This is a genomic window from Sphingomonas sp. R86520 (assembly GCF_042466285.1).
In the GTDB taxonomy this organism is placed as follows: domain Bacteria; phylum Pseudomonadota; class Alphaproteobacteria; order Sphingomonadales; family Sphingomonadaceae; genus Sphingomonas.
The window spans coordinates 3,696,502-3,722,500 of the sequence record NZ_JAXHBZ010000001.1 but is presented as its reverse complement, the minus strand read 5'-3'; the positions used below and the strand labels follow the sequence as shown (position 1 = coordinate 3,722,500).

The 25,999-nt window shown below is 66.8% G+C and carries 27 protein-coding genes; 10 read left to right on the top strand and 17 right to left on the bottom strand.

Annotated elements, in window-relative coordinates:
• Positions 1–42 precede the first annotated feature (42 nt).
• Positions 43–333: a hypothetical protein gene (locus SJY41_RS17170; RefSeq protein WP_380783432.1), complete on the top strand. Its 291-nt coding sequence runs from the start codon at positions 43–45 to the stop codon at positions 331–333.
• A 127-nt stretch (positions 334–460) separates the two neighbouring features.
• On the opposite strand, the gene SJY41_RS17165 is transcribed toward SJY41_RS17170, so the two are convergent.
• From SJY41_RS17165 to hisS, 4 genes are all read right to left on the bottom strand, one after another.
• Positions 461–1,771 carry a DUF4167 domain-containing protein gene (locus SJY41_RS17165; protein WP_380783431.1) on the bottom strand — a complete coding sequence of 437 codons (1,311 nt, stop codon included), beginning with the start codon at positions 1,769–1,771 and terminating at the stop codon, positions 461–463.
• Positions 1,772–2,028: 257 nt separating this feature from the next.
• Entirely contained in the window at positions 2,029–2,835 is an 807-nt protein-coding gene (gene prmC, locus SJY41_RS17160; RefSeq protein WP_380784177.1) for a peptide chain release factor N(5)-glutamine methyltransferase, read from the bottom strand.
• Between the two features lie 138 nt (positions 2,836–2,973).
• On the bottom strand, positions 2,974–4,047 hold the full coding sequence (prfA, locus tag SJY41_RS17155; RefSeq protein ID WP_380783430.1) for a peptide chain release factor 1: 1,074 nt from the start codon (positions 4,045–4,047) through the stop codon (positions 2,974–2,976).
• 178 nt (positions 4,048–4,225) lie between these two features.
• Positions 4,226–5,470 carry a histidine--tRNA ligase gene (gene hisS / locus SJY41_RS17150; RefSeq protein ID WP_380783429.1) on the bottom strand — a complete coding sequence of 415 codons (1,245 nt, stop codon included), beginning with the start codon at positions 5,468–5,470 and terminating at the stop codon, positions 4,226–4,228.
• A 49-nt stretch (positions 5,471–5,519) separates the two neighbouring features.
• Here hisS and SJY41_RS17145 point away from each other — a divergent pair, with 49 nt between their 5' ends.
• The 4 genes from SJY41_RS17145 to SJY41_RS17130 all read left to right on the top strand — a co-directional run bounded on the left by SJY41_RS17145 (position 5,520) and on the right by SJY41_RS17130 (position 9,514).
• Positions 5,520–6,185, top strand: a complete 666-nt coding sequence (locus tag SJY41_RS17145; protein ID WP_380783428.1) for a DUF1345 domain-containing protein — start codon at positions 5,520–5,522, stop codon at positions 6,183–6,185.
• 81 nt (positions 6,186–6,266) lie between these two features.
• Positions 6,267–8,192, top strand: a complete 1,926-nt coding sequence (locus SJY41_RS17140; protein WP_380783427.1) for a M61 family metallopeptidase — start codon at positions 6,267–6,269, stop codon at positions 8,190–8,192.
• A gap of 76 nt (positions 8,193–8,268) precedes the next feature.
• Entirely contained in the window at positions 8,269–8,847 is a 579-nt protein-coding gene (gene ppa, locus SJY41_RS17135) for an inorganic diphosphatase (protein WP_380783426.1), read from the top strand.
• Positions 8,848–8,851: 4 nt separating this feature from the next.
• Positions 8,852–9,514 (top strand): TIGR02466 family protein, encoded by a 663-nt coding sequence (locus SJY41_RS17130; RefSeq protein WP_380783425.1) that lies wholly within the window; start codon positions 8,852–8,854, stop codon positions 9,512–9,514.
• Between the two features lie 13 nt (positions 9,515–9,527).
• On the opposite strand, the gene SJY41_RS17125 is transcribed toward SJY41_RS17130, so the two are convergent.
• The 3 genes from SJY41_RS17125 to ispG form a co-directional block, all read right to left on the bottom strand.
• Positions 9,528–10,004 carry a GNAT family N-acetyltransferase gene (locus tag SJY41_RS17125; protein WP_380783423.1) on the bottom strand — a complete coding sequence of 159 codons (477 nt, stop codon included), beginning with the start codon at positions 10,002–10,004 and terminating at the stop codon, positions 9,528–9,530.
• Positions 10,001–10,900: a DMT family transporter gene (locus SJY41_RS17120; protein ID WP_380783422.1), complete on the bottom strand. Its 900-nt coding sequence runs from the start codon at positions 10,898–10,900 to the stop codon at positions 10,001–10,003. The genes SJY41_RS17125 and SJY41_RS17120 overlap by 4 nt, the downstream gene beginning before the upstream one ends.
• 304 nt (positions 10,901–11,204) lie before the next feature.
• On the bottom strand, positions 11,205–12,341 hold the full coding sequence (ispG, locus tag SJY41_RS17115; protein WP_380783421.1) for a flavodoxin-dependent (E)-4-hydroxy-3-methylbut-2-enyl-diphosphate synthase: 1,137 nt from the start codon (positions 12,339–12,341) through the stop codon (positions 11,205–11,207).
• 116 nt (positions 12,342–12,457) lie between these two features.
• On the opposite strand from ispG, the gene SJY41_RS17110 reads away from it, so the two are divergent.
• From SJY41_RS17110 to SJY41_RS17095, 4 genes are all read left to right on the top strand, one after another.
• Positions 12,458–12,979, top strand: coding sequence for a DUF1993 family protein (locus tag SJY41_RS17110; RefSeq protein ID WP_380783420.1), 522 nt, complete (start codon positions 12,458–12,460; stop codon positions 12,977–12,979).
• 67 nt (positions 12,980–13,046) lie between these two features.
• The gene (locus SJY41_RS17105; protein ID WP_380783419.1) at positions 13,047–14,192 is read left to right on the top strand and encodes an acyltransferase family protein; all 1,146 of its coding nucleotides are present in this window, start codon (positions 13,047–13,049) and stop codon (positions 14,190–14,192) included.
• 10 nt (positions 14,193–14,202) lie between these two features.
• On the top strand, positions 14,203–15,123 hold the full coding sequence (locus SJY41_RS17100; protein ID WP_380783418.1) for an isoaspartyl peptidase/L-asparaginase family protein: 921 nt from the start codon (positions 14,203–14,205) through the stop codon (positions 15,121–15,123).
• Positions 15,120–15,971 (top strand): S1/P1 nuclease, encoded by an 852-nt coding sequence (locus SJY41_RS17095; RefSeq protein WP_380783417.1) that lies wholly within the window; start codon positions 15,120–15,122, stop codon positions 15,969–15,971. Before SJY41_RS17100 ends, SJY41_RS17095 begins: the two co-directional genes overlap by 4 nt.
• A gap of 171 nt (positions 15,972–16,142) precedes the next feature.
• On the opposite strand, the gene pal is transcribed toward SJY41_RS17095, so the two are convergent.
• The 6 genes from pal to SJY41_RS17065 all read right to left on the bottom strand — a co-directional run bounded on the left by pal (position 16,143) and on the right by SJY41_RS17065 (position 21,116).
• Positions 16,143–16,670 (bottom strand): peptidoglycan-associated lipoprotein Pal, encoded by a 528-nt coding sequence (pal, locus tag SJY41_RS17090; protein ID WP_380783416.1) that lies wholly within the window; start codon positions 16,668–16,670, stop codon positions 16,143–16,145.
• A 52-nt stretch (positions 16,671–16,722) separates the two neighbouring features.
• Positions 16,723–18,186, bottom strand: coding sequence for a Tol-Pal system beta propeller repeat protein TolB (gene tolB, locus SJY41_RS17085; protein ID WP_380783415.1), 1,464 nt, complete (start codon positions 18,184–18,186; stop codon positions 16,723–16,725).
• 134 nt (positions 18,187–18,320) lie between these two features.
• Complete coding sequence (locus SJY41_RS17080) at positions 18,321–19,394, bottom strand: cell envelope integrity protein TolA (protein ID WP_380783414.1); 1,074 nt, start codon at positions 19,392–19,394, stop codon at positions 18,321–18,323.
• Positions 19,395–19,404: 10 nt separating this feature from the next.
• Entirely contained in the window at positions 19,405–19,842 is a 438-nt protein-coding gene (gene tolR, locus SJY41_RS17075; RefSeq protein ID WP_307087538.1) for a protein TolR, read from the bottom strand.
• 126 nt (positions 19,843–19,968) lie between these two features.
• Positions 19,969–20,661 carry a protein TolQ gene (gene tolQ, locus SJY41_RS17070; protein WP_056053223.1) on the bottom strand — a complete coding sequence of 231 codons (693 nt, stop codon included), beginning with the start codon at positions 20,659–20,661 and terminating at the stop codon, positions 19,969–19,971.
• Positions 20,658–21,116, bottom strand: a complete 459-nt coding sequence (locus SJY41_RS17065; RefSeq protein WP_380783413.1) for a YbgC/FadM family acyl-CoA thioesterase — start codon at positions 21,114–21,116, stop codon at positions 20,658–20,660. The genes tolQ and SJY41_RS17065 overlap by 4 nt, the downstream gene beginning before the upstream one ends.
• Before the next feature lie 112 nt (positions 21,117–21,228).
• Between SJY41_RS17065 and SJY41_RS17060 the strand changes: the two genes are divergently transcribed.
• Complete coding sequence (locus SJY41_RS17060; protein ID WP_380783412.1) at positions 21,229–21,633, top strand: VOC family protein; 405 nt, start codon at positions 21,229–21,231, stop codon at positions 21,631–21,633.
• 20 nt (positions 21,634–21,653) lie between these two features.
• Here SJY41_RS17060 and SJY41_RS17055 read toward each other — a convergent pair whose 3' ends face one another.
• The 4 genes from SJY41_RS17055 to SJY41_RS17040 all read right to left on the bottom strand — a co-directional run bounded on the left by SJY41_RS17055 (position 21,654) and on the right by SJY41_RS17040 (position 25,972).
• Complete coding sequence (locus SJY41_RS17055) at positions 21,654–22,418, bottom strand: hypothetical protein (RefSeq protein WP_380783411.1); 765 nt, start codon at positions 22,416–22,418, stop codon at positions 21,654–21,656.
• Between the two features lie 99 nt (positions 22,419–22,517).
• Entirely contained in the window at positions 22,518–23,333 is an 816-nt protein-coding gene (locus SJY41_RS17050) for a hypothetical protein (protein ID WP_380783410.1), read from the bottom strand.
• 109 nt (positions 23,334–23,442) lie between these two features.
• On the bottom strand, positions 23,443–24,462 hold the full coding sequence (locus SJY41_RS17045; protein ID WP_380783409.1) for an NAD(P)H-dependent flavin oxidoreductase: 1,020 nt from the start codon (positions 24,460–24,462) through the stop codon (positions 23,443–23,445).
• A gap of 256 nt (positions 24,463–24,718) precedes the next feature.
• On the bottom strand, positions 24,719–25,972 hold the full coding sequence (locus tag SJY41_RS17040) for an aspartate kinase (RefSeq protein WP_380783408.1): 1,254 nt from the start codon (positions 25,970–25,972) through the stop codon (positions 24,719–24,721).
• Positions 25,973–25,999 lie beyond the last annotated feature (27 nt).

Below are 25,999 nucleotides of genomic sequence, written 5' to 3'. Positions count from 1 at the left end.
GCGTGACTTGAGGAAACCATGTTTGCGCTGCAATGTGAAGCGATGACCGATCGACTGCCCGAACCGCCGGCTGGGTTGGACGACCCGCACTACGCCGCGTTCGCGTGGGCGCGGTTCCGGGGGATCATGGCGTGGATGGTGCTGGCGGCGGCGATCTGCGTCGCAGCGGTGATTGCGACGATGGCGCATGTCCAAGGGCCATTGCACCTGGTGACGATGCTCGCCGTGATCGGCGGCGTCGGCGGGTCGGTGATGCTCGCGGGACTGTTGATGGGCCTCGCCTTCCTCAGTTCGGGAACCGGGCACGACGAGAATGTGACTCGGATCGAGTGAGCGTCCGACGACGCCGGATTTGGTAGCGCGTCCCCAAGGGCGGCCACGAAAAAGGCCGGTGTCGCATCGAGCGGCACCGGCCTTCCTGGTATCTCAGCCAAACCCCGAAGGAGCCCGGACGACGGACTCAGCCAGCCTGGACCTCGTCCGGCACCGCACGGATGCGACGACGGCGGGGCTTTTCCTCGGGCGCGGCATCGGCGGCAGCGGCATCTGCCGCCGGTGCTGATGCTGGTGCCGGTGCTGGCGTAATCGCCGAAATGCCGAGCGATGGCGGCAGGCGATCCGCATCGAACGCGGTGGGCGCAGTGCTCTCGGTCGCGGTGGGTGCGTCGAGGCTACGATCACGGCGCGGACGACCGCGACGGCGGGGCTGCTCCTCGGTTGCTCCAACCGGTGCCCCGGCCTCTGCAGCTTCGGTCGGCGGGACAAGCTGCTCGTTGGTCGGCGGCGTGGTCTCGGTCACCGACCGCAGCGTGTCGGCTTCCGAATCCTGGTTGGCGTTGGCCACCGGGGCGCTCACGCGGGGCGTGCGACGGATCGTCTCACGCTGCGGTGCATCGCGGTATTCGCTGCGGGGCTCGCGGACCTGCTCGTCGCGCGACTGGGTCTCGCGAGCCTGTCCTTCGCGGGCTTGGGCTTCACGGGCCTGGGCTTCACGGGCCTGTCCCTGCTCGTCGCCGTTGCGGTCGTCGCGCGGCTGCGCATCGCGGGGCGCGTTGCGCTGGTTGCGGGGAGTATCGCCCCGGACGCGATCTTCTCGCTGACCATCGTTGCGCGGCTGAGCCTCGTTACGGGCGCCGTCGTTACGGGCCCCTTCGTTACGGGCGCCGTCGTTACGCTGCCCCTCGTAGCGGTTGTTCTCGTACCGCGGACGCTCTTCGCGCTGCGGTCGGTCGTCCCGCTGAGGGCGATCTTCGCGGTTCTGGCGGGGTGCTGTCTGGTATTGCCCGCTTTGCTGGCCACCATTCTGCTGGTCGCCACGGTTTTGGTCGCCACGGTTCTGCTCGGGCGCGACCTGCTGGCCACCCTGCTGCTCGCCCGAACGGATCGGTTCGCCCTCGTCGCCGTAATCGTCGTCGCCGTCGAGATCGAACGGCTGCTGGCGGCGTGGCTGCTGCTGCGCCTGCGGCTGGCTCTCTTCGAAGCGCGCGCGGGTCTCGCTCAGGACACGGAAATAATGGTCCGCGAACTGGAGGTAATATTCGATGTTGACGCGGTCGCCCTGCTGCTGCGCGTCGCGCGCCAGGTTCTTGTACTTCTCGTACAGCTGGCTCGCGTTGCCGCGCGCACGGCTGTCGATGCGGTTGCCGGTATCGCGACCACCCTGGCCGCCTCCGCCGCCGCCACCCTGGCGTTGACCGCCACCACTGCCACCGCCGCCATTATTATTGTTGCCACGACCGCGACGGCGGCCGGCTTGCCGGTTGTTGATCAAGCTTGTGTCCTCAGTCGTCGAACCAAAATCTGGTCGTGCTCCGAAATGCGGTGCAAACCCCCCGCCGCGCACCGATGATCTAAACGAGATCGGTGCGTCGAACTTGCCAGGGCCGCCGGACTGCAGCGACCTCAAAGCGAAGGATGCGGGTCAACGCTCAAAACCGACCATTTGTCGAGAGTGCGTGCCCCTGCCCGCGTGATAGCGGCCGGATAGGCCATACTACAAGCGAAATGTACGTATTCGCGCCATATTCTTCAAGGCTCCAGGTCTTCGGTCGCCACCAGCACCCGCGGGTTGCCGCCATAGTCGTGGTGCAGTGCGACGCGAAGACCTCGCGCGCCGAGCAACGCGGTGACTGCCACGGCTTGGGTCGAGCCGATCTCGATCACCGCCGCGCCGCCGGGGGCGATCAAAGCGGGGATCTGCTCGGCGAGGATGCGGTAGTCGTCGAGCCCGTCCGGGCCAGCGAACAGCGCGGCGTGCGGCTCGTGCTCATGGACCTCGGCGGGGAGTTGCTCGTCGGTCGCGATATAGGGCGGGTTGGCGAGGATCAGGTCGAACTGGCCGGCGATCGCGCTGGCCCAACTGCCACGGATGAAATGGGTTCGGCCGGTCATGCCGAGGGCGGCGGCGTTGGCGCGGGCGTAGTCGAGCGCTTGCGGGGAATAGTCGACGCCGAGACCGACTGAGGGCCATTCGTCGAGGGCGGCGAGAAGCAGTGTGCCGGGGCCGGTGCCGAGGTCGAGCACGGTCGCGGGGGTTCGCCCGACGAAGTGCGTCTGCGCGGCGATCAGGAGCATTTCGCTGTCGGCGCGGGGGACGAGTGCGCCGGGGCCGACGGCGAGGTCGATCGACCAGAAGCCGCGGGTGCCGGTGATGTAGGCGATCGGCTCGTGGCGGAGACGGCGTTCAACTAGCGGGGCGAAGGTGTCGGGAACGGCGTAGCGGTCCGGGTCGAGGAGGACCGCGTTACGTTCGACGCCGAGTGCGTGCGCCATGAGCAGTTCCGCGTCGAGGCGGGGGGTGGCGGAGAAGGCGAATTGCTCGGCTGCGGTGGCGATGGCTGTACTTACTGCTCCCCTTCCGCTTGCGGGAGGGGTCGGGGGAGGGGATGTCACCGAGCGATGCCCTTAGCGGGAAGCCCCTCCCCTAACCCCTCCCGCAAGCGGGAGGGGAATGCAGTTGCGGCTGGGGCACGCTCAGCCATCGAGCTGCGCCAGGCGGTCCGCTTCGTCCTGCGCGACCAAGGCGCCGATCAGTTCGTCCATCTCGCCCGCGACGATCTCCGGCAGGCGGTGCAGCGTCAGGTTGATGCGGTGATCGGTGACGCGGCCTTGCGGGAAATTATACGTGCGGATGCGCTCCGAGCGATCGCCCGAGCCGACCATCGACTTGCGCGCGCCGGCCCGCTCGGCATGCAGCCGGTCGCGTTCCGCCTCGTACAGCCGGGTCCGGAGCACGCGCAGGGCCTTCGCCTTGTTCTTGTGCTGCGACTTTTCGTCCTGCTGGATCACCGTCAGGCCGGTCGGGATATGGACGATCCGCACGGCGCTGTCGGTGGTATTGACCGACTGGCCGCCGGGGCCCGACGAGCGATAGACGTCGATGCGGAGGTCCTTGTCGTCGATCTTGACGTCGACCTCCTCCGCCTCGGGCAGTACCGCGACGGTCGCCGCCGAGGTGTGGATCCGGCCGCCGGCCTCGGTCGCGGGAACGCGCTGGACGCGGTGGACGCCGCTTTCGAACTTGAGCTTCGCGAACACGCCCTGGCCGGTGACGCTGGCGACGACTTCCTTGAAGCCGCCTGCGTCGGACGACGAGCCGGAGATCATCTCGACCCGCCAGCCCTGCGATTCGGCATAGCGCTGGTACATGCGGAACAGGTCGCCCGCGAACAGCGCCGCCTCGTCGCCACCGGTGCCGGCGCGGACTTCGAGCATCGCCGAGCGCTCGTCGGCGGAATCGCGCGGCAGCAGCGCGAGCGCGAGCTTGCGGTCCGCGGTCTCGAGCAGCGTGCGGTTCTCGTGCAGTTCCTCGGACGCCATCGCGCGCAGTTCGTCATCGGCGTCCTCGGCCATGAACGCGAGGCTCTCCGCCTCCTGCCGCAACCGACGAACCTCGGTGGCGGCCTGGGCTACGGGTTCGAGCTCGGCATATTCCTTCGACACTGCGACGAAGCGGTCGGACGGGAGGTCGCCGGTCGACATGAGCGCCTGGAGCTCGTCACGCCGCGCCTCGATCGCGCGGATGCGGTCGGGAGAGATCTGGGTCATGCGGACACGTCCCCGACAACCGCCAAGCCGCTTCCAACCACTTCAGTCGTCGCACCCCCACCCGTCATCCCAGCGAAAGCTGGGATCTTCATGGCGCGCGTGCTGCGTTCGCCAAGCGGGATATCCCGGCTTTCGCTGGGATGACTGGTGGGGGGCGAGCCGGCGGACGGGGCGACGTTCAACGCAGCGCCTCCGCGAGGTCAGCGAACGCGACTTCGGCCTGCGTGCCCGCGCCTAGGGTCTTCACCGCCGCCACGCCCTTCGCCAGTTCATCGTCGCCGATGATGATCGCAAAGCGCGCACCGAGCGCGTCCGCCTTCGCCATCCGCGCTTTCATCTTGCCCTTGTACGCCATCTCGACGGCAACACCCGCGCGCCGCAGGTCGGCGACGATTCCGGTCGCACGCGCCTCGGCGTCCGCCCCCATCGGCACGACCACCGCATCGATCGTTGCCGCCGCCGGTTCCTCCAGCAGCATAGCCAGCCGCTCGACACCGGCGGCCCAGCCAACGCCCGCCGTATCAGGCCCGCCGAGCGAGCCGATCAGCCCGTCATACCGTCCGCCGGCCAATACCGTGCCCTGCGAACCCAACCGGTCGGTCACGAACTCGAACGCGGTGTGGCGGTAGTAATCGAGCCCGCGGACCAGCCGCGCGTTGCGCTCCCACGCGACACCCGCCGCATCGAGCCCGGCGGTCACCGCCTCGAAGAACGCGCGCGCTTCGGGCGTCAGATACGCGTCGATGTCCGGCGCGCTGTCGGCGACGGGGCGATCGCGCGGGTCCTTCGAGTCGAGGATCCGCATCGGGTTCTTTTCGAGCCGGGTCAGGCTGTCCTCGGACAATTCCCCGCGGTGCGCTTCGAAATGCGCGACCAGTGCCTCGCGCCAAGCCTCGCGCGTCGCCGCGTCGCCCAGCGTGTTGAGCTGCAGCGTAACCCCCTCGGAAATCCCGAGTTCACATAGCAACTGGTCCGCCAAAACCAGCAGTTCGACGTCCGCCGCCGGCTCGGCCGCGCCGATCACTTCGGCGTCGATCTGGTGGAACTGCCGGAAGCGCCCCTTTTGCGGGCGTTCATATCGGAACACGGGGCCGCTGGTGGTCAGCTTCAACGGCGCGAACTGCTGCCAGCCTTCGGTCAGATACGCGCGCGCGATCCCTGCCGTGAACTCCGGCCGCAGCGTGAGCGAATCCCCGCCGCGATCCTCGAACGTGTACATTTCCTTCGACACGACATCGGTCGTCTCGCCGAGCGAGCGCGCAAACACCGCGGTCGACTCGAATACCGGAATGTCGATCCGCTGGAAGCAATACAGCGCCCGGACCCGCTCGAACGTGGCGAGGACGTGCGCAAACCGGCGCTGCTCGTCACCGAAAATGTCCTGGGTGCCACGGATGCGGCGCGGTGTTTCTATTCTGGCCATGATGCGCGCGTATCTAGGCGACGTCCCCGCGAAGCGCTAGCGTTGTGGCATGACCGACAAAGCCAGATCCGACCAGCCCAGATATTGGGGCCTCGGCCAACGCATAGCGCCGCCCCGCTTCATCCTGTTCGTGCTGGTGTTCGCGATCGGCCTAGCCGCGATGATCCCGCAATTCGGGCTCGGGCGTGGCACGATGGCCGCGTTCGACGTCGCGGCGGTCGTGTTTTTGATCGCCGTCTCGACGCTGTTCCGCAACGCGACCGCCGAACGGATGCGCCGCGCCGCCCAGGAGAACGACGCCAACCGCGCGGTGCTGCTCGGGTTCAGCGGCACGATCATGCTGGTCATACTGGTCGCGGTGGCGAAGGAATTGCAGGGCAAGAACGACGCGGTCGCGATCGCGCTGACGATCGCGACGCTGGCGCTCGCGTGGCTGTTCTCGAACATGATCTATACGCTGCATTACGCGCATCTCTATTATGTCGATGACGCCGACGGGAAGGATGCCAAGGGACTGGACTTTCCGAGCTGCGACGAGCCGGATTACTGGGACTTCGCCTATTTCGCCTTCACGCTGGGGATGACGTTTCAGACCTCCGACGTGCAGATCACCGCGCGCCGGGTACGGAAAGCGGCGCTCGGCCAGTGCATGGCGGCATTCGTGTTCAACATCGGCGTGCTGGCGTTCACCATCAACGTGCTCGGGAGCGGCTGAGCCTGCTGGTAAAGGACTGGACGGCTGCCCTTTATCGCGATTACACCTCGTGTCATCGTCTCTCAGCCGGAAGGCCTTCCCTTGATCCGCAAGCTTCTCGTCGCATCCCTGCTCGCGTCCGCCATATCCGCCACCGGCCCTGCGGTAGCGCAGGTTCCAGCAGGCAACACCGCACCCCAGCCGGTGCCGTTCGTCGACACCATTCCCGACGCGGTCGACATGCCCTATCCCGGCACGCTGCTGCTCGACGTCGATGCGACCGATACCGAGCGCGGCATCTTCCGCGTCAAGCAGACGGTCCCGGTCGCCAAGTCCGGCCCGATGGCGCTGCTCTACCCGAAGTGGCTCCCCGGCGCGCATTCCCCGCGCGGCGAGATCGAGAAGCTCGCCGGCCTCGTGATCCGCGCGAACGGCAAGATCGTCCCCTGGACGCGTGATCCGGTCGACGTCTTCGCATTCCACATCGACGTGCCGACCGGCGCCAAGACGGTGGTGGCCGAGTTCCAGTTCATCTCCGCCACCAAGGGCGACCAGGGTCGCGTCGTGATGACGCCGACGATGGTCAGCCTAGAGCCGAACCTCGTCAGCCTGTACCCGGCCGGCTATTTCACGCGTCAGATCCCGATCAAGATGACCGTCACTTACCCCACCGGCTGGACCGCGGCGGGTGCGGTGCCGGCGAAGGTCTCGGGCTCGACCTACTCCTACGACACCACCAACTACGAGATCCTCGTCGACTCGCCGACGCTGGCGGGCAAATACGGTAAGGTGTGGCCGCTCAGCCCTCGCGTCGATTTCAACGTGTTCGCCGACAGCCCCGAACAGCTCGCCGCCAAGCCCGAGCAGATCGACGCGCACAAGCGCCTCGTCGAGCAGGCGGTGAAGACGTTCGGCGCGCAGCATTACGATCATTACGAATTCCTGCTGTCGATCACCGATCAGCTGGGCGGCATCGGCCTCGAGCATCATCGCAGCTCGGAGAACGGCACGCGTCCCGGCTATTTCACCGAATGGGAGAACGGCGCCGCCGCGCGCAACCTGCTGCCGCACGAGTTCACGCATAGCTGGGACGGCAAGTTCCGCCGCGGGGCCGACCTGTGGACGCCCGATTTCCGCACGCCGATGCGCGATTCGCTGCTGTGGGTGTATGAGGGTCAGACGCAGTTCTGGGGCTATGTGCTCCAGGCGCGCTCGGGTCTGGTCAGCAAGCAGGACACGCTCGACGGCTACGCCTCGATCCTCGGCAATTACGATACCGCGCCGGGCCGCCAGTGGCGCAACCTGATCGACACGACCAACGATCCGGTGATCTCGGCACGCAAGCCCAAGGGCTGGACCAGCTGGCAGCGGTCGGAGGACTATTACAACGAGGGCCTGATGGTCTGGATGGAGGTCGACGCGATGCTCCGCCAGAAGTCGAACGGTACCAAGTCGATCGACGATTTCGCCAAGGCATTCTTCGGCGTCCGCGACGGCGATTACGGCGAGCTCACCTATACCTTTGCCGACGTCGCGCAGACGCTGAACGGGATCGTGCCCTATGACTGGGCGACGTTCCTCAACACCCGCCTGACCGAGACGGGCAAGCCCGCGCCGATCAACGGCTTCGCGATGAACGGCTACAAGCTGGTCTATGGTCCCGAGCAGAGCCCGTATCTGAAGCAGGCGGAAAAGACCCGCGGCACCGATGTCAGCTATTCGCTCGGCATGGTGATCAACAAGGAAGGCGTGGTTACGTCGTCGATCTGGGACAGCCCGGCATTCAAGGCCGGCCTCGACGTCGGCACCGAGATCGAGGCGGTCAACAGCGAGGCCTATTCGTCCGACCGGATCAAGGCGGCGATCCTTGCGGCCAAGGGTACGAAGCTGCCGATCCGCCTCACTGTAAAGAACAATGACCGATTCCGCGATATCTCGCTCGATTACCATGACGGCCCGCGCTATCCGCGGCTCCAGAAGGTCGGTACAGGTGACGGCGGGCTGGACAAGCTGCTGATGCCGCGCTGACCAGAGACTGATCTAACGTGGTGCCGGCCGCTCCCCAGACGAGGAGCGCCGGCATCGTCATATCGAAAGGACCGCCATGCGTATCGACCTCATCCCGACCGGCAAGAATCCGCCGGAAGACCTGAACGTCATCATCGAAGTGCCGACCGGCGGCGAGCCCGTGAAGTACGAGTTCGACAAGGCCAGCGGCGCGCTGTTCGTCGACCGCATCCTCCACACGCCGATGCGCTACCCTGCGAACTACGGCTTCGTGCCGCACACGCTCAGCCCCGACGGCGATCCGCTGGATGCGCTGGTGATCGCGCGCTCGCCATTCATCCCGGGCTGCGTCGTTCGTGCGCGCCCGATCGCGGTGCTGAACCTCGAGGACGAAGCCGGCGGCGACGAGAAACTGATCTGCGTGCCCGTCGATTCGGTGTTCCCGTACTACGCCAACATCGGCGAGCGCGGCGACATGCCCGAGATCGTGTTCGAGCAGATCGAGCATTTCTTCACGCACTACAAGGACCTGGAAAAGACGAAGTGGGTCCGGGTCGGCAAGTGGGGCGATGCCGACGAAGCCAAGCGCGTCACGATCGAGGCGATCGAGCGCTACAACGCCGAGAAGGCCAAGGGTGACGAGCCCATGAACGCGGACGACGCTGCAGGGCGCTGATAGCATGACGACGGCGTCTCGTCCGTTCGACGGCATCCGCGTCCGCGCGGCGCAGATCGGACTGTACGAGACGCCGATCCTGCACGGACGGCTGGCCGATGCCGCCGCCCTGACCGCGGCATTGCGCTCCGCGATCCTCGATCGCTACGCCGCCGCGCCTAGCCTTGCCCGATCCAATGTCGGGGGCTGGCATTCGGCCACCGACATGCTCGACTGGGGCGGCCCAGCGGCGGTCGCGCTCGCCGATACCGCGGTGAAGATGGCGAAGCGCGCATCGCATTTCGATGGGCGCGATGCGGCGACCGTCGAGTGGACCGTCAAGATGTGGGCGAACGTGTCGCCACCCGGCGCGCTCAACATGAGCCATGCGCATCCCGGCGTGTTGTGGGCCGCGGTCTATTACGTCGACATGGGCACCCCGCCTGCGGAGGGCGAAGCGGGCGGCGAGCTGTTCTTCGAGGACCCGCGCTTTCCGGTGCCGTTCATGCGGCTGCCGGGATTTCGCCTGATCGGGATCGACGGCCAGCCGCAGCCCATCGAACGCCGCCTGCCGACCGAGGCGGGCGACTTGATTTTGTTCCCCGCCTGGCTCCGCCACGGCGTCCGGCCGCACTTGGGCACCGGCGACCGCATCTCGATCGCAATGAATATCGACGTGAAGGGGTAGGACGGACTCCGACCTACCGGCCCGCGAGCTTCACCAAAGCATCCCCCGACATCCGCTGGATCGTCCAGTCCTCCATCCCGACGGCACCAACCTTCCGGTAGAAAGCGATCGCATCGGCATTCCAGTCGAGCACCGACCATTCGAACCGCGCGCAGCCGCGATCGAGCGCCATGCCCGCCAGATGCGCCAGCAACGCCCCGCCGACCCCCTGCCCGCGGGCTTCCGGCGCAACGTAGAGATCCTCCAGATACAGCCCGCGCTTGCCGGTCCAAGTCGAGAAATTGTGGAAGAACAGCGCGAACCCGAGCGGGCCTTCCGCGGTCTCCGCGATCAAGGCTTCCGCGGCAGGTCGCTCGCCGAACAACGCCTGCATCAGCATCGGCTCGGTCGCCTCGACCGCATCCGGTTCGCGCTCGAACGCGGCGAGTTCGCGGACGAAGCGCAGGATCGTGCCGACATCGGCAGCGGTAGCGGAACGGATGACGGTCATGCACTAGCCTCGATAGAAGTTTGCGCGATGTCACGCCGCCGCGCCGCGTACAGGCAGGCGACGACGATGATCGCCGCGCCCGCCAGCGTGAACGCCGATACCCGCTCGTCGAACACCAGGAAACCCAAGCCGGCCGCATAGACGAACGAGGTGTATTCGGTCGTCGCCAAGAAGCCGGTGTCGCCGTGTGCATACGCCCAGCCGAGCAGCCACAGCGACGCGGTCGCGAGCCCGGCGGCGAGCACGAGCTTCGGCCACTGCGCCGCCTCGGGCACCACCGCGAGCCAGGGTGCCGCCAGCGCTAGCGTCGCGGTGATGACGAGCGCCTGGAAGAACGCGATCTCGCCCGGCCGCGCCGCCTGGCTCTGCAGCCGCGCGATCACGAGGTTGACCGCATACAGCACCGCCGAGCCGAGGATCGCGACCGTCCCGTGGAACGTCTCGGGTCCAGGCACCTCGCGACCTTGTCCGATCATCACCACCAGCACGCCACCAAGCGCAGCGATCGACGCGACGAACGTCTTCCACCCGACGCGCTCGCCCAACGTAACCGCCGCGAGCAGCAGCGCGAGAATTGGCGCGATGTAGGTCAGTGAAATCGCCTGCGCCATCGGTACGCGTGCGAGCCCCCAGAAGAACAGCACCGCCATCGCGGTCGTCACCAACCCGCGCGCCAGATGCAGCTTCAGCGCGCGCCCGCTAGGCCGGCCGCTCTTCCCGAGCTTCCACGCGACCGCGCCGAGACCGACGCTGATCATCTGCCGCCAGAGCAGCGCGTTATAGACACCGATCGCCAGGACGAGAGACTTCATCACCGCATCCATCATGGAGAACAGTCCGATGCCAAGCGCAGCGATCGCGAAAGCCAGAGCGGGCGAAACAGGGTGGGGTGTCATCGGACTAGATCGTATCACGAACGATCTATGTTTGGGTTATCCCCATGCGATCCGCTTAACCGGCATCCCATCGCTACGCTATCGTCGGCGCGGGAAACGCCGTTGCGGTTCCGTTTCGCTAGAGCGGTCTCTACGCTGCTTAATCGTTGTTCCCTCGTGAACGCGGGGGCCCAGGACCACGAACGCTATCGTCTGTTACCCTGGACTCCCGCTTTCGCGGGAGAACAAGAAAGGCGCCTGAGTCCACACGGCGTCATCCCGACGAGATTCAATGACGGGATGTTGGAGCCGCTCGCGTAAATCGTTATTCCGCCGCCACCGGCACCAGCGCGGCCATCGCCTCGTCCGCCGCGTCGATCTCCGCCGCCTTGGCCTCGACCAGCCGGACGATGTGGTCGACCATGTCGGCGTCCTGGACGTGGTGATCGGTGACACCCGACAGATACACCATGTGCTTGCCGTTGCCGCCGCCGGTGATGCCGATGTCGGTTTCGCGCGCTTCGCCCGGGCCGTTCACGACGCAGCCGAGCACCGACAAGGACATCGGCGTGCGGATATGCTGCAACCGCTCCTCCAGCGCCTGCACCGTGCGGATCACGTCGAAGCCCTGGCGTGCACACGACGGGCACGACACGACGCGGACGCCGCGGTTGCGGATGCCGAGCGACTTCAGGATCTCGAAGCCGACGCGGACTTCCTCCTCGGGCTCGGCAGAGAGCGACACGCGGATGGTATCGCCGATGCCGTACCAGAGCAGGCTCCCCATCCCGATCGCAGACTTTACCGTGCCGCCGACGAACCCGCCCGCCTCGGTGATGCCGAGATGCAGCGGGCAATCGACCTGTTCGGCAAGCTGCTGGTACGCCGCCACCGCGAGGAACAGGTCGGACGCCTTCACGGCCACCTTGAACTCGTGAAAATCATGGTCCTGCAACAGCTTGATATGATCGAGCGCCGATTCGACCAGCGCATCGGGGCACGGCTCGCCGTATTTCTCGAGCAGGTGCCGTTCGAGCGAGCCACCGTTGACCCCGATCCGGATTGCGCAGCCGTTGGACTTGGCAGCATCGACGACTTCCTTCACGCGCGCCGCCGAACCGATATTGCCCGGATTGATGCGCAGGCACGCAGCCCCCGCGTCAGCCGCTTCGAGTGCGCGCTTGTAGTGGAAATGGATGTCCGCGACGATCGGCACGCGGCTGGCGCGGACGATCTGCTTCAGCGCGGTGGTCGATTCGACGTCGGGGCAGCTCACGCGGATGATGTCGACGCCCGCCTCTTCGCAGCGGCGGATCTGGTCGACCGTCGCGCGCACGTCGTCGGTCGGCGTGTTGGTCATCGTCTGCACCGTGACCGGCGCATCGCCGCCGACGGGGACGTTGCCGACCATGATCTGGCGGCTCTTGCGGCGGGTGATATCGCGCCAGGGACGAAGGGACATGGGGATTCCTCGGGAGTTCGAGGGCGTATATAGCGACTTGCGCGGCGGAACGGAACATTGCTGGCGAGTACGGCGATCGTCGGCCATAGCGGCGCACGGCCTTAGGAGCGAACGCGATGACCCTGTCCCTCTACGATGCGACGATTCCCTCGAACCTCCAGATTCTCCGCGCGGTCGACGCGCTACTTGACAAGGCGGAGGAGTTCGCGGCCGAACGCGGGATCGAACCCGCGACGCTGATCGACGCGAAGCTTGCCGACGACATGCTGCCGTTCGGCTACCAGGTGAAGTCATGCGCGGCGCATTCGGTCGGCGGGATCGAGGGCGTCCGCTGCGGCACCTTCTCGCCCGATCGATCGGCGTGGCCGACCGACTTCGCGGGTCTCCACACCGTGATACGCGATGCGATCGCCACGCTGGAAGGGATCGACCGCGACACGTTCGACGCGCTCGCCGACAACGACACGACGTTCGAGTTCGGCACGTTCGTCATGCCGTTCACCGGCGCGAACTTCCTGCTCTCGTTCTCGCAGCCCAACTTCTACTTCCACGCCAGCACGGCCTACGCGATCCTCCGCGCGCAGGGCGTGCCGATCGGCAAGCGCGACTTCATGGGCTCGCCGCGCATAAAGACTTGAGCCACGTGGGGAAAGGCTGCGCCGTCGCACGCTTGCGGCGGCGCCACCCGCCCCCTAGGGCCGGACGATGACCCGGCATTACGGCATGGACTGGCTGCGGATCGGCGCGTTCGCCCTGCTGATCGTCTATCATATCGGCATGGTCTTCGTGCCGTGGAATTTCCACGTGAAGTCGCTCCATGTCGAGGACTGGGTGCGGCTGCCGATGCTCGCCAGCAACGCGTGGCGGCTGACGCTGCTGTTCGTGGTCTCGGGCTATGCCAGTCGCGCACTGCTCGCCCGGTCAAGCGGCACCGGGCGATTCTTCGCCAACCGCTGCTACCGCCTGCTCGTGCCGCTGCTGTTCGGGATCGCCGTGATCATCCCCCCGCAACCGTGGGTCGAGCTGGTCACCAAGCATGCCTATGCCGGCAGCTATTGGACGTTCTGGGCGCATGATTACTTCCGCTTCCGCAAGCTTGCCGGGATCATGCTGCCGACCTGGAACCACCTCTGGTTCGTCGTCTATCTCTGGGCCTACACCACCGCACTGACGCTCGGGCTGGTCGTCGTCCGCGGCAACTGGCTGCAACGCGCATTCGACCGGGTGTTCGGCAGCTGGGCGGTGCTCGTCCTGCCGGTCGCCTGGCTGATCTTCGTCCACGGCTGGTGGTTCCAGATGGCCGCCGAGACGCAGGAACTCTACGGCGACTGGGTCGCGCACGTGACCTATTTCCCCGCTTTCCTGTTCGGCTTCGGCCTTGCCCGATCCGAGCCGGCGATGGCGGCGATCACGCGCTGGTGGAAAGTCGGCGCGGTCTCAGCGCTGCTCGGTTATATCGCGATCATCGCCGTCGAGCTGGAATGGCCTGGCGACATCGTCGCACCCCGGTGGATCTATCCCGCATACGGCGTCGCGCACGCGCTCGAGCAATGGGGCGCGATCGTCGCGCTGATCGGGATCGCCGAACGCCACTGGAACCGCGACCACCGCTGGCGCCGGACCCTGACCGAGGCGGTGTTCCCGTTCTACCTGATCCACCAGACGATCATCGTCCTGGTGATGTACGCGCTGCTTCCCGTCGGCCTGCCCGGCTGGGCGGAGTTCGCGTGCCTGCTGGTCGCGACCGTTATCGGCTGCGTCCTGTTCTACCGGGTCGGCCGCGCGATCGCGCCGCTGCGTCCTTTGATCGGCCTGCGCCTGCATCTTCGTCCCACACCTTCCGTCCTCTGAAAGATCTAGCATGACCTGGACCCTCGTCATCCACGGCGGCGCTGGCAAACTCGACAGCGAGATGGTTTCGCCCGAGCAGGATGCCGGCGCGCGAGCCGGCCTGTCGCGTGCGCTCGACATTGGCTCTAAAGTGCTGGCCGACGGCGGCAGCGCGCTCGACGCGGTCGAGGCCGCTGTGCGCGTGCTGGAGGATGATCCGCACTTCAACTCGGGGCGCGGCGCGGTCTTTACGCATGACGGTACGCTTGAGCTCGACGCGGCGATCATGGATGGACGCACTCGGGCGGCGGGGGCCGTTGCCGCCGCCACCGCCACGCGCAACCCCGTTGGCCTCGCCCGCGCAATCCTCGACGACGGCCGCCACGTGTTTCTTGCCGGCAAGGGGGCGGATACGTTTTCCCGTGAGCACGCTCTGCCCCAAGCCGATGCAGACTGGTTCGCTACCGACGAACGCCGCCGTCAGTTCGCCGAGTTCCAGGCCGATGGCGGCGGGTTCGACGTCGACATGAAATACGGCACGGTCGGCGCGGTGGCCTGCGACATGCACGGCCATGTCGCCGCCGCCACCTCGACCGGCGGGGTCACCGGCAAGCGCTGGGGCCGGATCGGCGATACGCCCGTGATCGGCGCGGGTACCTTCGCCGATGACCGCGCCTGTGCGGTATCCTGCACGGGCTCGGGCGAGTTCTTCCTCCGCGTCGGCGTTGGCCATGAGATCGCTGCGCGGGTGCGGCTGGCGGGCGAGACGCTGCAGGTCGCGGCCGACGCGGTGCTCGCCGACGTGAAGGCGCTCGGTGGCACGGGCGGGGTGATCGTCGCGGGACCGGACGGCGACATGGCGTGGGGCTTCAACACCGTCGGCATGTACCGCGGGACGGCCTCGTCTGCGGGTAGCCGGACCGTTGCGATCTACGCTAACGAGCCCGCATGAAGCGCTTTCTCCTCGCCGCGATTGTCTTGCTAGGCCTCGCATCCCCCGCCACCGCGTTCTGGGAGTACGGCCACCAGACCGTCGCGCAGATCGCCTATGCCAACGTCGCGCCCAAGACCAAGGCTGCGATCCGCAAGCTGCTCGCGCAACAGGCGTTGCTCGATACGCCCGAGTGCCCGGCGGGCACGATCGAGGAAGCGAGCGTCTGGGCGGACTGCGTCAAGCCGCTGAAGACCGCGGACGGCAAGTCGCGTTTCGGCTTTGCGTATACGTGGCATTTCCAGGATGCCGACGTCTGCGCGCCGTTCGACCTGACGCCGGCGTGCAAGGACGGCAACTGCGTGTCGGTGCAGATCGACCGCGACGTGATGCTGCTGCGGGATCGCACCACTTCGCCAACGGACCGCGTCCAGGCGCTGGCGTTCCTGATCCACTTCGTCGGCGATCTCCACCAACCGCTTCACGCGGGCGACCGCAACGACAAGGGCGGCAACGACGTGAAGGCGGACTACGGCATCTACGGTCCCGCGCGGTTCAATCTGCATTCGATCTGGGATGGTCCGCTGGCCGAGCGCGCGATCTCGACGCCGCCGTCGCTGGTACGGCGCTATCCAGCCGCCGAGCGGGCGAAGATCGGGGCGGGGACGGTCACCGACTGGAGCCGCGAGTCTTGGGAAGCGGCCCATACGGCGTATGCGGCGGCGCTGGGTGGCGACGCTTGCGGAACGGTCCCGGCGCGCGTGAAAATGGACGATGCCACGATCGCGAAGATGGTGCCGGTGTCCCGCGAAGAAATCCGCCGCGGCGGCATCCGGTTAGCCAAACTGCTCGACAAGGCGCTGGGCTGACCCACTTTCCCTCGCCTCTACGGGGAGAGGGAGGGGCCCGCGGGCTCTTGCACGTGGGAGGGTGAGGGGAATGAGGCTCGGGACGTAGATCCCAACAGCCCCTCACCCTTCCGTCGCCAAGTGGCTCCTCCTTCCCTCTCCCCGGAGGGGAGAGGGACTGCCGCGACAAACTTAGTTCAGCACGACCGTCACGGCACGACGGTTCGCCGCCCAGCTCTGATCGTCCGAGCCCATCGCCACCGGGCGCTCCTTGCCGTAGCTGATCGTCGTCATCCGCGACGACGACACGCCCTTTGCCGCCAGATAGTTCTTGGTCGCGTTCGCGCGACGATCGCCGAGCGCCAGGTTATACTCGCGCGTGCCACGCTCGTCGGCATGACCCTCGATCGTGATGCGCTGGTTCGGGAACTTGGCCAGCCACTGCGCCTGGCTGTCGAGGATCGCGCGTGCGGTCGGATCGATATCGTACATGTCGAGACCGAAATTCACCGTGTTCGAGCTGACCGAGCGCTGGAAGTCGGCATCCGACCCGGGCACGATCGCCCCGCCGACATTGCCATTGTTCTGACCGGCATTCGGATCGACGGCAGCGTTGTTGTCGACCGGTGCCGGCGGCAGCACCTCGGGGCGCTTCTTCGAACAGCCGGCGACGGCGATCAGCGCGGTACACGCGAGCAAGGCGTTGGAAAGCTTCGACATAGATAGTCTCCCGTAGAAAATCACGTTTCCCCGTTATGCCCCCATAGCAGGTTCAGGGCCGCAAGGGGCCCCACGCCGGATCCGAGCCGTCGAGCGGCGTCGGGATTTTCCGCTCGTTGACGCCGGTCAGGTCGACCGACCAGAGGTCAGCCTTGCCGCCACTGCCGCGCCCCGAACGGTAGAAATTGATCACGCGACCGTTCGGCGACCAGCTCGGACCCTCGTCCTGCCAGTCGTTGGTGAGCAATTTCTCGCCGCCGCCGCTCGGGCTCATGATGCCGATCCGGAAGCCGCCGCCGAGCTTGGTGAATGCGATCAGGTCGCCGCGCGGGCTCCATACCGGCGTCGCATAGCGCCCGCCACCGAAGCTGATCCGCTGCTGGTTCGAGCCGTCCGCGTTCATCACGTAGATCTGTTGGCCACCCGACCGATCGCTCTCGAATACGATCTTCGAGCCGTCCGGCGAATAGCTGCCGCCGGTATCGATCCCCGGCGAATTGGTCAGCCGCTGCGGCGTGCCGCCTTGGCTGGACACGCGGTAGACGTCGGTATTGCCGCCCTGCGCCATCGAGAACAGGATGTTGCGGCCATCGGGGGAGAAGCGCGGTGCAAACGTCAGGTTGGCGTTCGCCACCACCAGCCGCTGCTTCCCCGAACCGATATCATAGACATAGATTGCCGGACGATTGTTGAGATAGCTCATATAGACGATCGACTGCTGGTTCGGCGCGAATCGCGGGGTCAGCACGATCGACTGGCCGTTGGTCAGGAAGCGGTGGTTGGCACCGTCCTGATCCATGATCGCAAGCCGCTTGATGCGGTGACCCTTGGGGCCGGTCTCGGACACATAGACGACGCGGCTGTCGAAATACGCGCCTTCACCGGTGAGGCGGGTGTAGATCATGTCGGCGCATTTGTGGCCTGCGCGACGCCAGTCCGACGGCGGCACGACGAAGCCCGAGCGAGTCAGCTCGGCCTTGGACGAAACGTCGTAGAGGTAGCAGCCGACGGTCAGGTTGCCGTCGCCGTTCGCGCGGATGAAGCCCTGCACCAGCGCCTGTGCGCCGGTGCTGCCCCAGTAATCGAACCCGGGTGCGGTGACTTCGGGGAAGGTGATCGGACGGAGCTGGCCGGGCGACAGCGGCGTGAACAGGCCGGAGTTGCGAAGGTCGTTGGTGACGATGTCGGCGAGCTGGCGGCCGAGCACGTCGGTCGATCCTGCGGGGGTGGAGACGACCGCGGACGTCGGCATGACGGGAATCGCGATCGGCATCGGCGCGGAGATGCCGCCGGTCACGTCGACCACGAGCCCGCCGGACTGATCGCCTGCGGCGGCTGGACCGGCGGGGGCTTGCTGGGGTGCCGGCGCGGGCGCGTCCTGCGCGTAGGCCGCACTGGAGGCGAACGCGATCAACCCAACCGAAGCAAGAACCGATCGAGCCTTCCGCCCACCCAACACCACCCCGGCGAAGGCCGGGGCCCAGTTGGGGGACGCTGCTGAGTGAGGTGCGCGCATCGTTACATCAACCTTTCCAACTGGGCCCCGGCCTCCGCCGGGGTGGGTGCCGTGCAAAGGGTGGTGCTTCTCCAAACCGAGCGGCTGGCGTAAAGGGCAAAACCCCAGGATCGATCGAGTCATAATAGACATCCTCAGCCGGGAAGTTTGTAGCGCAGGCTGAAATTGCTCCAGCCGTTCTGCACGTCATACAGGTCGTCGGGCAAACCGCGTAACGGCGAGCATCCGGTGAAGGTTGCGATCGCCAGATCGTCGACGCGGTCGACATAGCGCCGGTTCTCGTCGTCGACGCCGGCGTGATCGCTGATCGTGGGACGCCCCTTGAGCGTGCCGTCACGGTTGAGCCGCAGGTTGATCGTCACGCGAATCCGCTCGGCACCGGGGCCGGGCGTGACCTGGCGGTTGGCGCAGGGCTGCACCTGCCGCAGGATCGCCGAGCCGATGTTCGCCGCCGCCTGCGCGCCGAGCTTGGCGGCCTTGGGCGCTTCCGACTTGCTCGGCGACGGATCGGCCGACAGCCCCTTCAAGAAATTGTCGCCGAGCCGCGAGCCGCGTGGCCGCGAGGTCTTGGCCTCCGCGGTCGAGCCGCCGCCCTTGGTCGTGGACGGTTTTGCAGGCTTGGCCGAAGCGGAGGACGTCTTGCCCGACGTGGACGACGTTTTCGCCGGTGCGGCGCTCGGTTTGGCGGCGGCCTTGGTCGGCGCAGCCTTGGCAGGCGCCGCCTTGGCAGGGGCAGACTTGGTCGGTGGCGCCTTTTCGGGCTTGGGCTGCGGCTTCACGACAGGCTTCGCGACCGGCGCCGGCTTGGCGGCAGGCTTTGGTGGCGCAGGCTTGGGTTTCGGCTGCGGCTTGGGCGCAGGTTCCGGCGCCGGTTGCTGCTTGGGCGCAGGCTTCGGCGGCGCAGGCTTGGGCTGCGGCGCGGGCGGCACGGGATCCGGCTTCGGCTCGGGCTCGGCCTCTTCGGGCGCAGGCGGCGCGGCATCCTCGGGCGCTCCTTCGTCCGGCGCGACCGACTCGGCCGGCGTCTCCACCGATTGCGGCGCAGTCGCTTCCAGCGCGACGTCGGGCACGAGGCTGACGTCGATCGGCTGTTGCTCGATCTTCTTCGGCAGTTCGGGCGCACTGAGAAAGCCGAGCGACAGCGCGCCGAACAGCAGGACGTGCCCGACGACTGCGACGCCAAAGCCGATCTTCTCCGAACGGTCCATCAGCCAGCCATCAGTTCTGGTTACCCTCGACGGTGACCAGCGCGACGCGGTTCAGACCGGCGCGGTTGAGTTCGCCCATCACCCGCATCACGCGGCCGTAATCGAGCTTGCGATCCGCGCGCAGCAGCACCTGCGGCTCGTCCCCCACAGCACGACTGGCAGCGATCGACGCGAGCCGGATCGGCAACGCGTCGTCGGTCACCTGATCCTTGTCGATGAACAGCGCGCCGGTACCGTCCATCGAGATCTCGACCGGCTTCTGCTCCTGGTCGAGCGCCTTGGCGCGCGCGTCGGGCAGGTTCACGGGGACGCCCGCGGTCATCAGTGGCGCGGTCACCATGAAGATGATCAGCAGCACCAGCATCACGTCGACCAGCGGCGTGACGTTGATATCCGCCATCGGCGCCCGCCGCCCGCGGCCGCGGGACGAAGGAAGATTCATCGCCACTCTACTCCCCTCCCGCTCGCGGGAGGGGGCGGGGGAGGGCAGCGTCGCAGACGCCGCCGTTGCTAAGAGAGGCAGAAGCCCCTCCCCTAACCCCTCCCGCAAGCGGAAGGGGAATAAGCAGGGCGCTCATCGCGAGCCGTCCAGTTGGCGCGAGAGGGTCGTGTGGAAGCCATCGGCGAAGCGGTTGAGGCTAGCCTCGATCCGGTTGATCCCATGCGAGAACCGGTTGTACGCGATCACCGCCGGAATTGCTGCGAACAGGCCGATCGCGGTCGCGAACAACGCCTCCGCGATCCCTGGCGCGACCACCGCGAGCGACGTGTTCTGCGCCGCCGCGATGCTGGTGAAGCTCCGCATGATGCCCCACACCGTCCCAAACAGCCCGACGAACGGCGCGACCGAGCCTACCGTCGCCAGCACGTTGAGCCGATCCGACAGCTTGTCGATCTCGCCCGCAACCGCTGCGCCCATCGTCGTCGCCAGCCGCTCGCGCGTGCCGCTCTTGTCGATCGTGCCACCCGCGGTCGAGCGCCGCCACTCGGTCACGCCGGCGGCGAACACGCGCGCCGACGGCAGGTCGTTCTCGCCCTCCGCCTTGTAGAAGACGTCGATATCCTCGGCCTTCCAGAAATCGCGTTCGAACCGGGTCATGCCTTTCCGCGTCTTGCCGATCCGCCGCCAGAACGCGACGATCAGCGCCCAGGTCCAGATGCTCGCGAGCAACAGCCCGATCATCACGCCCTTCACCACCCAGTCGGCCTGGAGGAACAGGTGGATCGGCGACAGCGTCGCGCTATCCATAGTCAGAACCGGATTCATGCTTCCCCCTGCCAGACAAGGCGTTCGTAAATTTCAACCCAAGCGCGCGGCTGGCGGCGCGGGCGACCGTTGGGGGCGACCAATGCCGCCACCAATTCCGCCTCGGCCAAGACAAGCCCGCCACGCATGACTCTTTGATGAATGGCGACCCCGGCCGCGCGCACCTGCGTGATCCGCGAGACGACCAGCAAGGCGTCGTCGAGCCTGGCCGGCGCGGCATAGCGGATGGTGACGCTGGCGATCGCGTAGGAGCCCTCGCCCGCTTCGAACGTCGCGCGCTGGTCGATCCCGCCGAGCCGCAGCATGTCCGATCGCGCGCGCTCCATGTAGCGCAGGTAGTTGGCGTGATAGACCGCACCCGACAGATCGGTGTCCTCGAAGTACACGCGCAGCGGAAACCGGTGCTCGCGCCCTGCGAAGCGGCCTTCCGCCGGACGATCTGGATCCTCTGCCATTCACGGGGCTGTTAACGCAACATTTGCCATGAAGCCAACCATTGCCGTTACGATCGCTGGCGAGCCATGGGCAATACGCCTAGTCTCGACGCATCAAACGCAGGAGACTCGCATGGCCGATCGTCCCACTGGCGGAATCACGCCGTTCCTCGTCATTCGCGACAAGCGGGGCCGCGAGGCACTGGCGTTCTACGAGGATGCGTTCGCCGCGACCATCGTCGAGACGAACTTCGCGGACGATACCGTCCGGCTGATGCAAGCCAGCCTGCGGATCAACGATGGCTGGCTGATGCTGTCCGACGAATTTCCGGAATGGCGCGGTCATGACGAGCCCGAGCCAGCCGGCATCACGCTGCATCTGCAGGTCGACGACACCGATGCCTGGGCAGACCGCGCGGTCGCGGCGGGGGCGGTCTTGACGCTGCCCGTCGCCGACCAGTTCTGGGGCGATCGCTACGGCCAGGTGCGCGATCCGTTCGGCCACAACTGGTCGATCGGATCGTCTATCAAAAGCTGATTGCCAAAAAGGCGCCCTGATTACTGGAAGACGCTGGGATCAAGACTGAGCTGCGGGCGCGGCTGGGCGGGCGGCACTGGTTGCGAGATCGGCTGGAGCCGCGCCTGCGTGATCGTCTGCATCGGCATGTTCGACGCATATTGGCGCGAGACCATCAACTGTGGCGGTACCGGCCGCGGCGCGCGCCCACGCCAGGCATCGACCGCGCGGTAGAAATCGGTGAACGGACGCTCCAGCGCGGGCAGATTCTGTGCGGCGAACATCGGCATCGCCTCGGCCGACACGCCTGCGCTCTGCGCCAGGACGGCCCCCGCGGCCGTGCAGAAATCGTCGCGCGCCGGCGACTGCGAGAAGAAGTTGTACAGCCGCGTCATCGAATCATCGTAGCGATCCTGCCAGTCGCCGCCGCCCGCCTTATACTCGCTGGCATAGATCGCCTCGGCCTTGGCGAGCACCGGCTTCTGCGCCGCCAGCATCGCGTTATATCCGGCGATGATCGCCCCCTCCTGCGGCCCGCGACACGCGAGCGCGGCGACGTTCAACGCGGCGCGCAGATGCCAGACCTTGGCAGCGGTGGTGAGATTGCGATTCGGCGTCGGATAGGTGCCGTCGGCCAGCGCGACCGGAATGACGATCGTCGGCGACGCCCCCTTCGGCATGGTCGGCGCAGGCACCGGCACCATGATGACGGGCGGCGCGACCGCCGCCACGGTCCGGGGCTTCGACGTGCACCCGGCCAGCAGACCCAGCGCGGTAACGGACAGCAACGCAAACCGACGACTCATCTCAACCACCTTCGCAACGTCCCCCGACGGGACATGTCTGGCATGCGGAAGGTTAACGACGCGTAAGCCGTACGGGTTTTGCGGTGGACCGTTGTCCGGTCAGGGCTGAGGGCCGATATGCTGCGGTCCGGGCTGGAGCTCCGGTTGCGGACCCATTTGCGGGCTGGCCGCACTTGCGATCACGATGGTCGGGGCATGCCGCAGCCGCCACCCGGCCAGCTTCATCCGGTACAGGTCATATTCCGCGAACGCGATCAGGAACGGCGATTCGAGCCGTGGCAGCGCCGCCGCCGCGAACACGGGCAGCGCGGCCGGATCGACCGCTTCCGCCTCGTGCAGCACGGCGTTGGCGGCCTCGCAGAAATCGCGGTGCGCGGAGGGCTGCGCGAAGAAATTGTAGAGCCGCGTCATCGCATCGTCGTTGCGCTGTTGCCAGGCATCGCCGAACTTGACCCGGTAGCGCGCCGCGACCGCCTCCGACGTCGCCGCGAGTTCGGCCTTCGCCTTGGTCAGCAGCGCGTTGTAGGCGGCGGCCGTTTGCGCCTCAGTCGCGCCACGACAGCCGAGCGCCGCGACGTTCAGGGCGGCGCGCAGGTGCCACACCATCTCCTCGGGCGACAGATCGCGGTTCGGCGTGACGTAGCCGACCGCGTCGTGCGACGGCACCGGGAATGTCGCCGCCATCCCCTCGGGCGGCGCCGGTTGCAGGTCGGCGACCGGCAGGGCTAACGGCCCGGCTGCGGGTGGCAGGGCCGGCGCAGCGTCGGTTGGTGCGGGCACCGATGATGGACCGGTTGTTGATAGCTGGCCCGGCGATAGCTCGGCCGTCGATACCTCGGACGTCTGTGCCGCGACCGGCGTCGCAGCGATGAACGCACCGATCAGTGATGTAGCGAACCGCTTGTAAACAAACATGAAATACCCCCCTCGGATACAAGGAGGGGTTTCGCGCGGAGTCCGTCACCAAGGCTTTAAGAAACAGGTGTAACGTCGCGCTAACCCTTTGGGATTGCGCGACTGTTGCTTAAACGGCACGCGCCTCCAGCGCGGCGGCGGCCTGCGCCATCAAACCGCCGATGATCTCGGCGACCGGCTCCTCGCGCTTGACCATGCCGACCGACTGCCCGGCCATCACCGAGCCATGCTCGACATCGCCGTCGATCACCGCACGGCGCAGCGCGCCTGCCCAGTAATGCTCGATCTGCAACTGTGCCTCGGCCATCTCGACTCGGCCGCCATCGAGATGCCCGGCGACTTCACGCTGCTTCGCGGTGAACAACTCGCTCGACGCGTTCTTCAAAGCGCGGACCGGGATGACGGGAAGCCGCGCATCTATCTGCACGCTGGCGATCGCATCGCGGGCCGAGGCCCGGATGAACGCCTTCTTGAAATTGGCATGCGCGATCGATTCGGTCGCACAGACGAACAGCGTGCCGAGCTGAACACCGGCGGCACCCATGTCGAGATAGCCCGCGATCGCCTCGCCGCGACCGATCCCGCCGGCGACGAACACAGGCACCTGTTCGGCGATTTCAGGCAGCATCTCCTGCGCGAGCACGCTGGTCGAGACCGGGCCGATATGGCCACCGGCCTCCATGCCCTCAATCACGAGCGCATCGACACCGCTGCGAATCAGCTTCTTCGCAAGCGCCAGCGCCGGCGAGAACGCGATCAGCTTGGCACCGGTCTCCTTGATCGCCTCGATGCTGCCCTTGGGCGGCAGGCCGCCGGCGAGCACGACGTGACCGACCTTGTGCTTGGCGCAGACCGCGATCAGTTCGAACAGGTCGGGGTGCATCGTGATCAGGTTCACGCCGAACGGCTTGGTCGTGAGAGCCTTGGTCGCGGCGATCTCGGTATCGAGCAGCGCGGGCGTCATCGCCCCGCACGCGATCACGCCGAACCCGCCCGCGTTCGAGATCGCCGACACGAGGTGCCGCTCGCTCACCCAGGACATCGCGCCGCCGAGAATCGCGACCTCCGACCCGAGGAACGCGGCGCCGCGCGCCATCCGGCGCTGCAGCCGTTCAGTACCGATCGTCATGCATCCATCCCCGTCGTCGCAACCCTGTTCGCCGTTGCAATCATGTCCGTCATCGCAAAGCCCGCTATCCCAACTCTGTCCGTCATCCCAGCGAAAGCTGGGATCTCCCGGCGATAGCGCGCGCCCTGGCCGCGGGAGACCCCAGCTTTCGCTGGGGTGACGACGTCGGCGGTGGTGGCGGCGCGGGCCGGGGTGACGGAGCAGGCCCGAGTGACGGAGCAGTCCGGGGTAACGGCTTTGAGGACGGCGTTCAAACTCAAGCCGCATCCTCGGCATCGAGCCCGTACGCCGTGTGCAGCACGCGCACCGCCAGCTCGGTATAATCCTCTTCGATCAGCACGCTGACCTTGATCTCCGACGTCGCGATCGCCTGGATGTTGATCCCGCGCTCGCCGAGCGTGGTGAACATCGTCGCCGCCACGCCCGCATGGCTGCGCATGCCGACGCCGACCACCGAGACCTTGGCGACGCGCATGTCGTGGACGATCGTCGCATAGCCGATCGCGTCCTTCGCCTTGTCGAGCACGTCGAGCGAGCGCGCCAGATCCGCCGACGGCACCGTGAACGTCACGTCCGTGGAGCCGGTCGAATGCGCGACGTTCTGCACGATCATGTCGACGTTGATCCCCGCATCGGCGAGCGGTGCGAAGATCGCGGCGACCGAACCCGGCCGATCGCTGACCTGCGTCAGGGTGATCTTCGCCTCGTTCTTGTCGTGCGCGATGCCGGTGATGAGCTGGCGTTCCATATCGTCGATTTCCTCTTCGCCCACGATCAACGTGCCGCGGTGTCCGTCATTGGTATCGCCGTCTTCGAACGAAGACAGGACGCGCACACGCACGTTTTCCTTCATCGCCAAGCCTACAGACCGGGTCTGCAGCACCTTGGCACCGACGCTGGCGAGTTCCAGCATCTCTTCATACGTCACCTTGCCGAGTTTCCGCGCACGCGGCACGATCCTCGGGTCGGTGGTGTAGACGCCATCGACGTCGGTATAGATGTCGCAGCGATCGGCCTTCATTGCCGCCGCGATCGCCACCGCCGACGTATCCGAGCCGCCGCGCCCCAAGGTGGTGACGCGCTGGCCGTCAGCGACACCCTGGAAACCGGGGATCACCGCGACGACGCCGTCCGCTAGGCTCGCATCGAGTGCGGCAGTATCGATCTCGCCGATCCGCGCCGAGCCATGTGCGTCGGACGTGTTGATCGGCAGCTGCCAGCCGAGCCACGACCGCGCCTTGCAGCCGGCGGCCTGAAGCGCGATCGCGAGCAGGCCGCTCGTGATCTGCTCGCCGGCCGAGACGACGACGTCATATTCCTTCGCGTCGTACAGCGACGACGCCTCGCGGCAGAAGCCGACCAGCCGGTCGGTCTCGCCGGCCATCGCGGAGACGACGACGGCGACCTGGTTGCCGGCGTCGACTTCGCGCTTCACGCGCGCGGCGACGTTGCGGATACGCTCTATCCCAGCCATCGACGTCCCGCCGAATTTCATCACGATACGGGCCATTGGCAGCGCAAATCCCTTTGGGTCGAA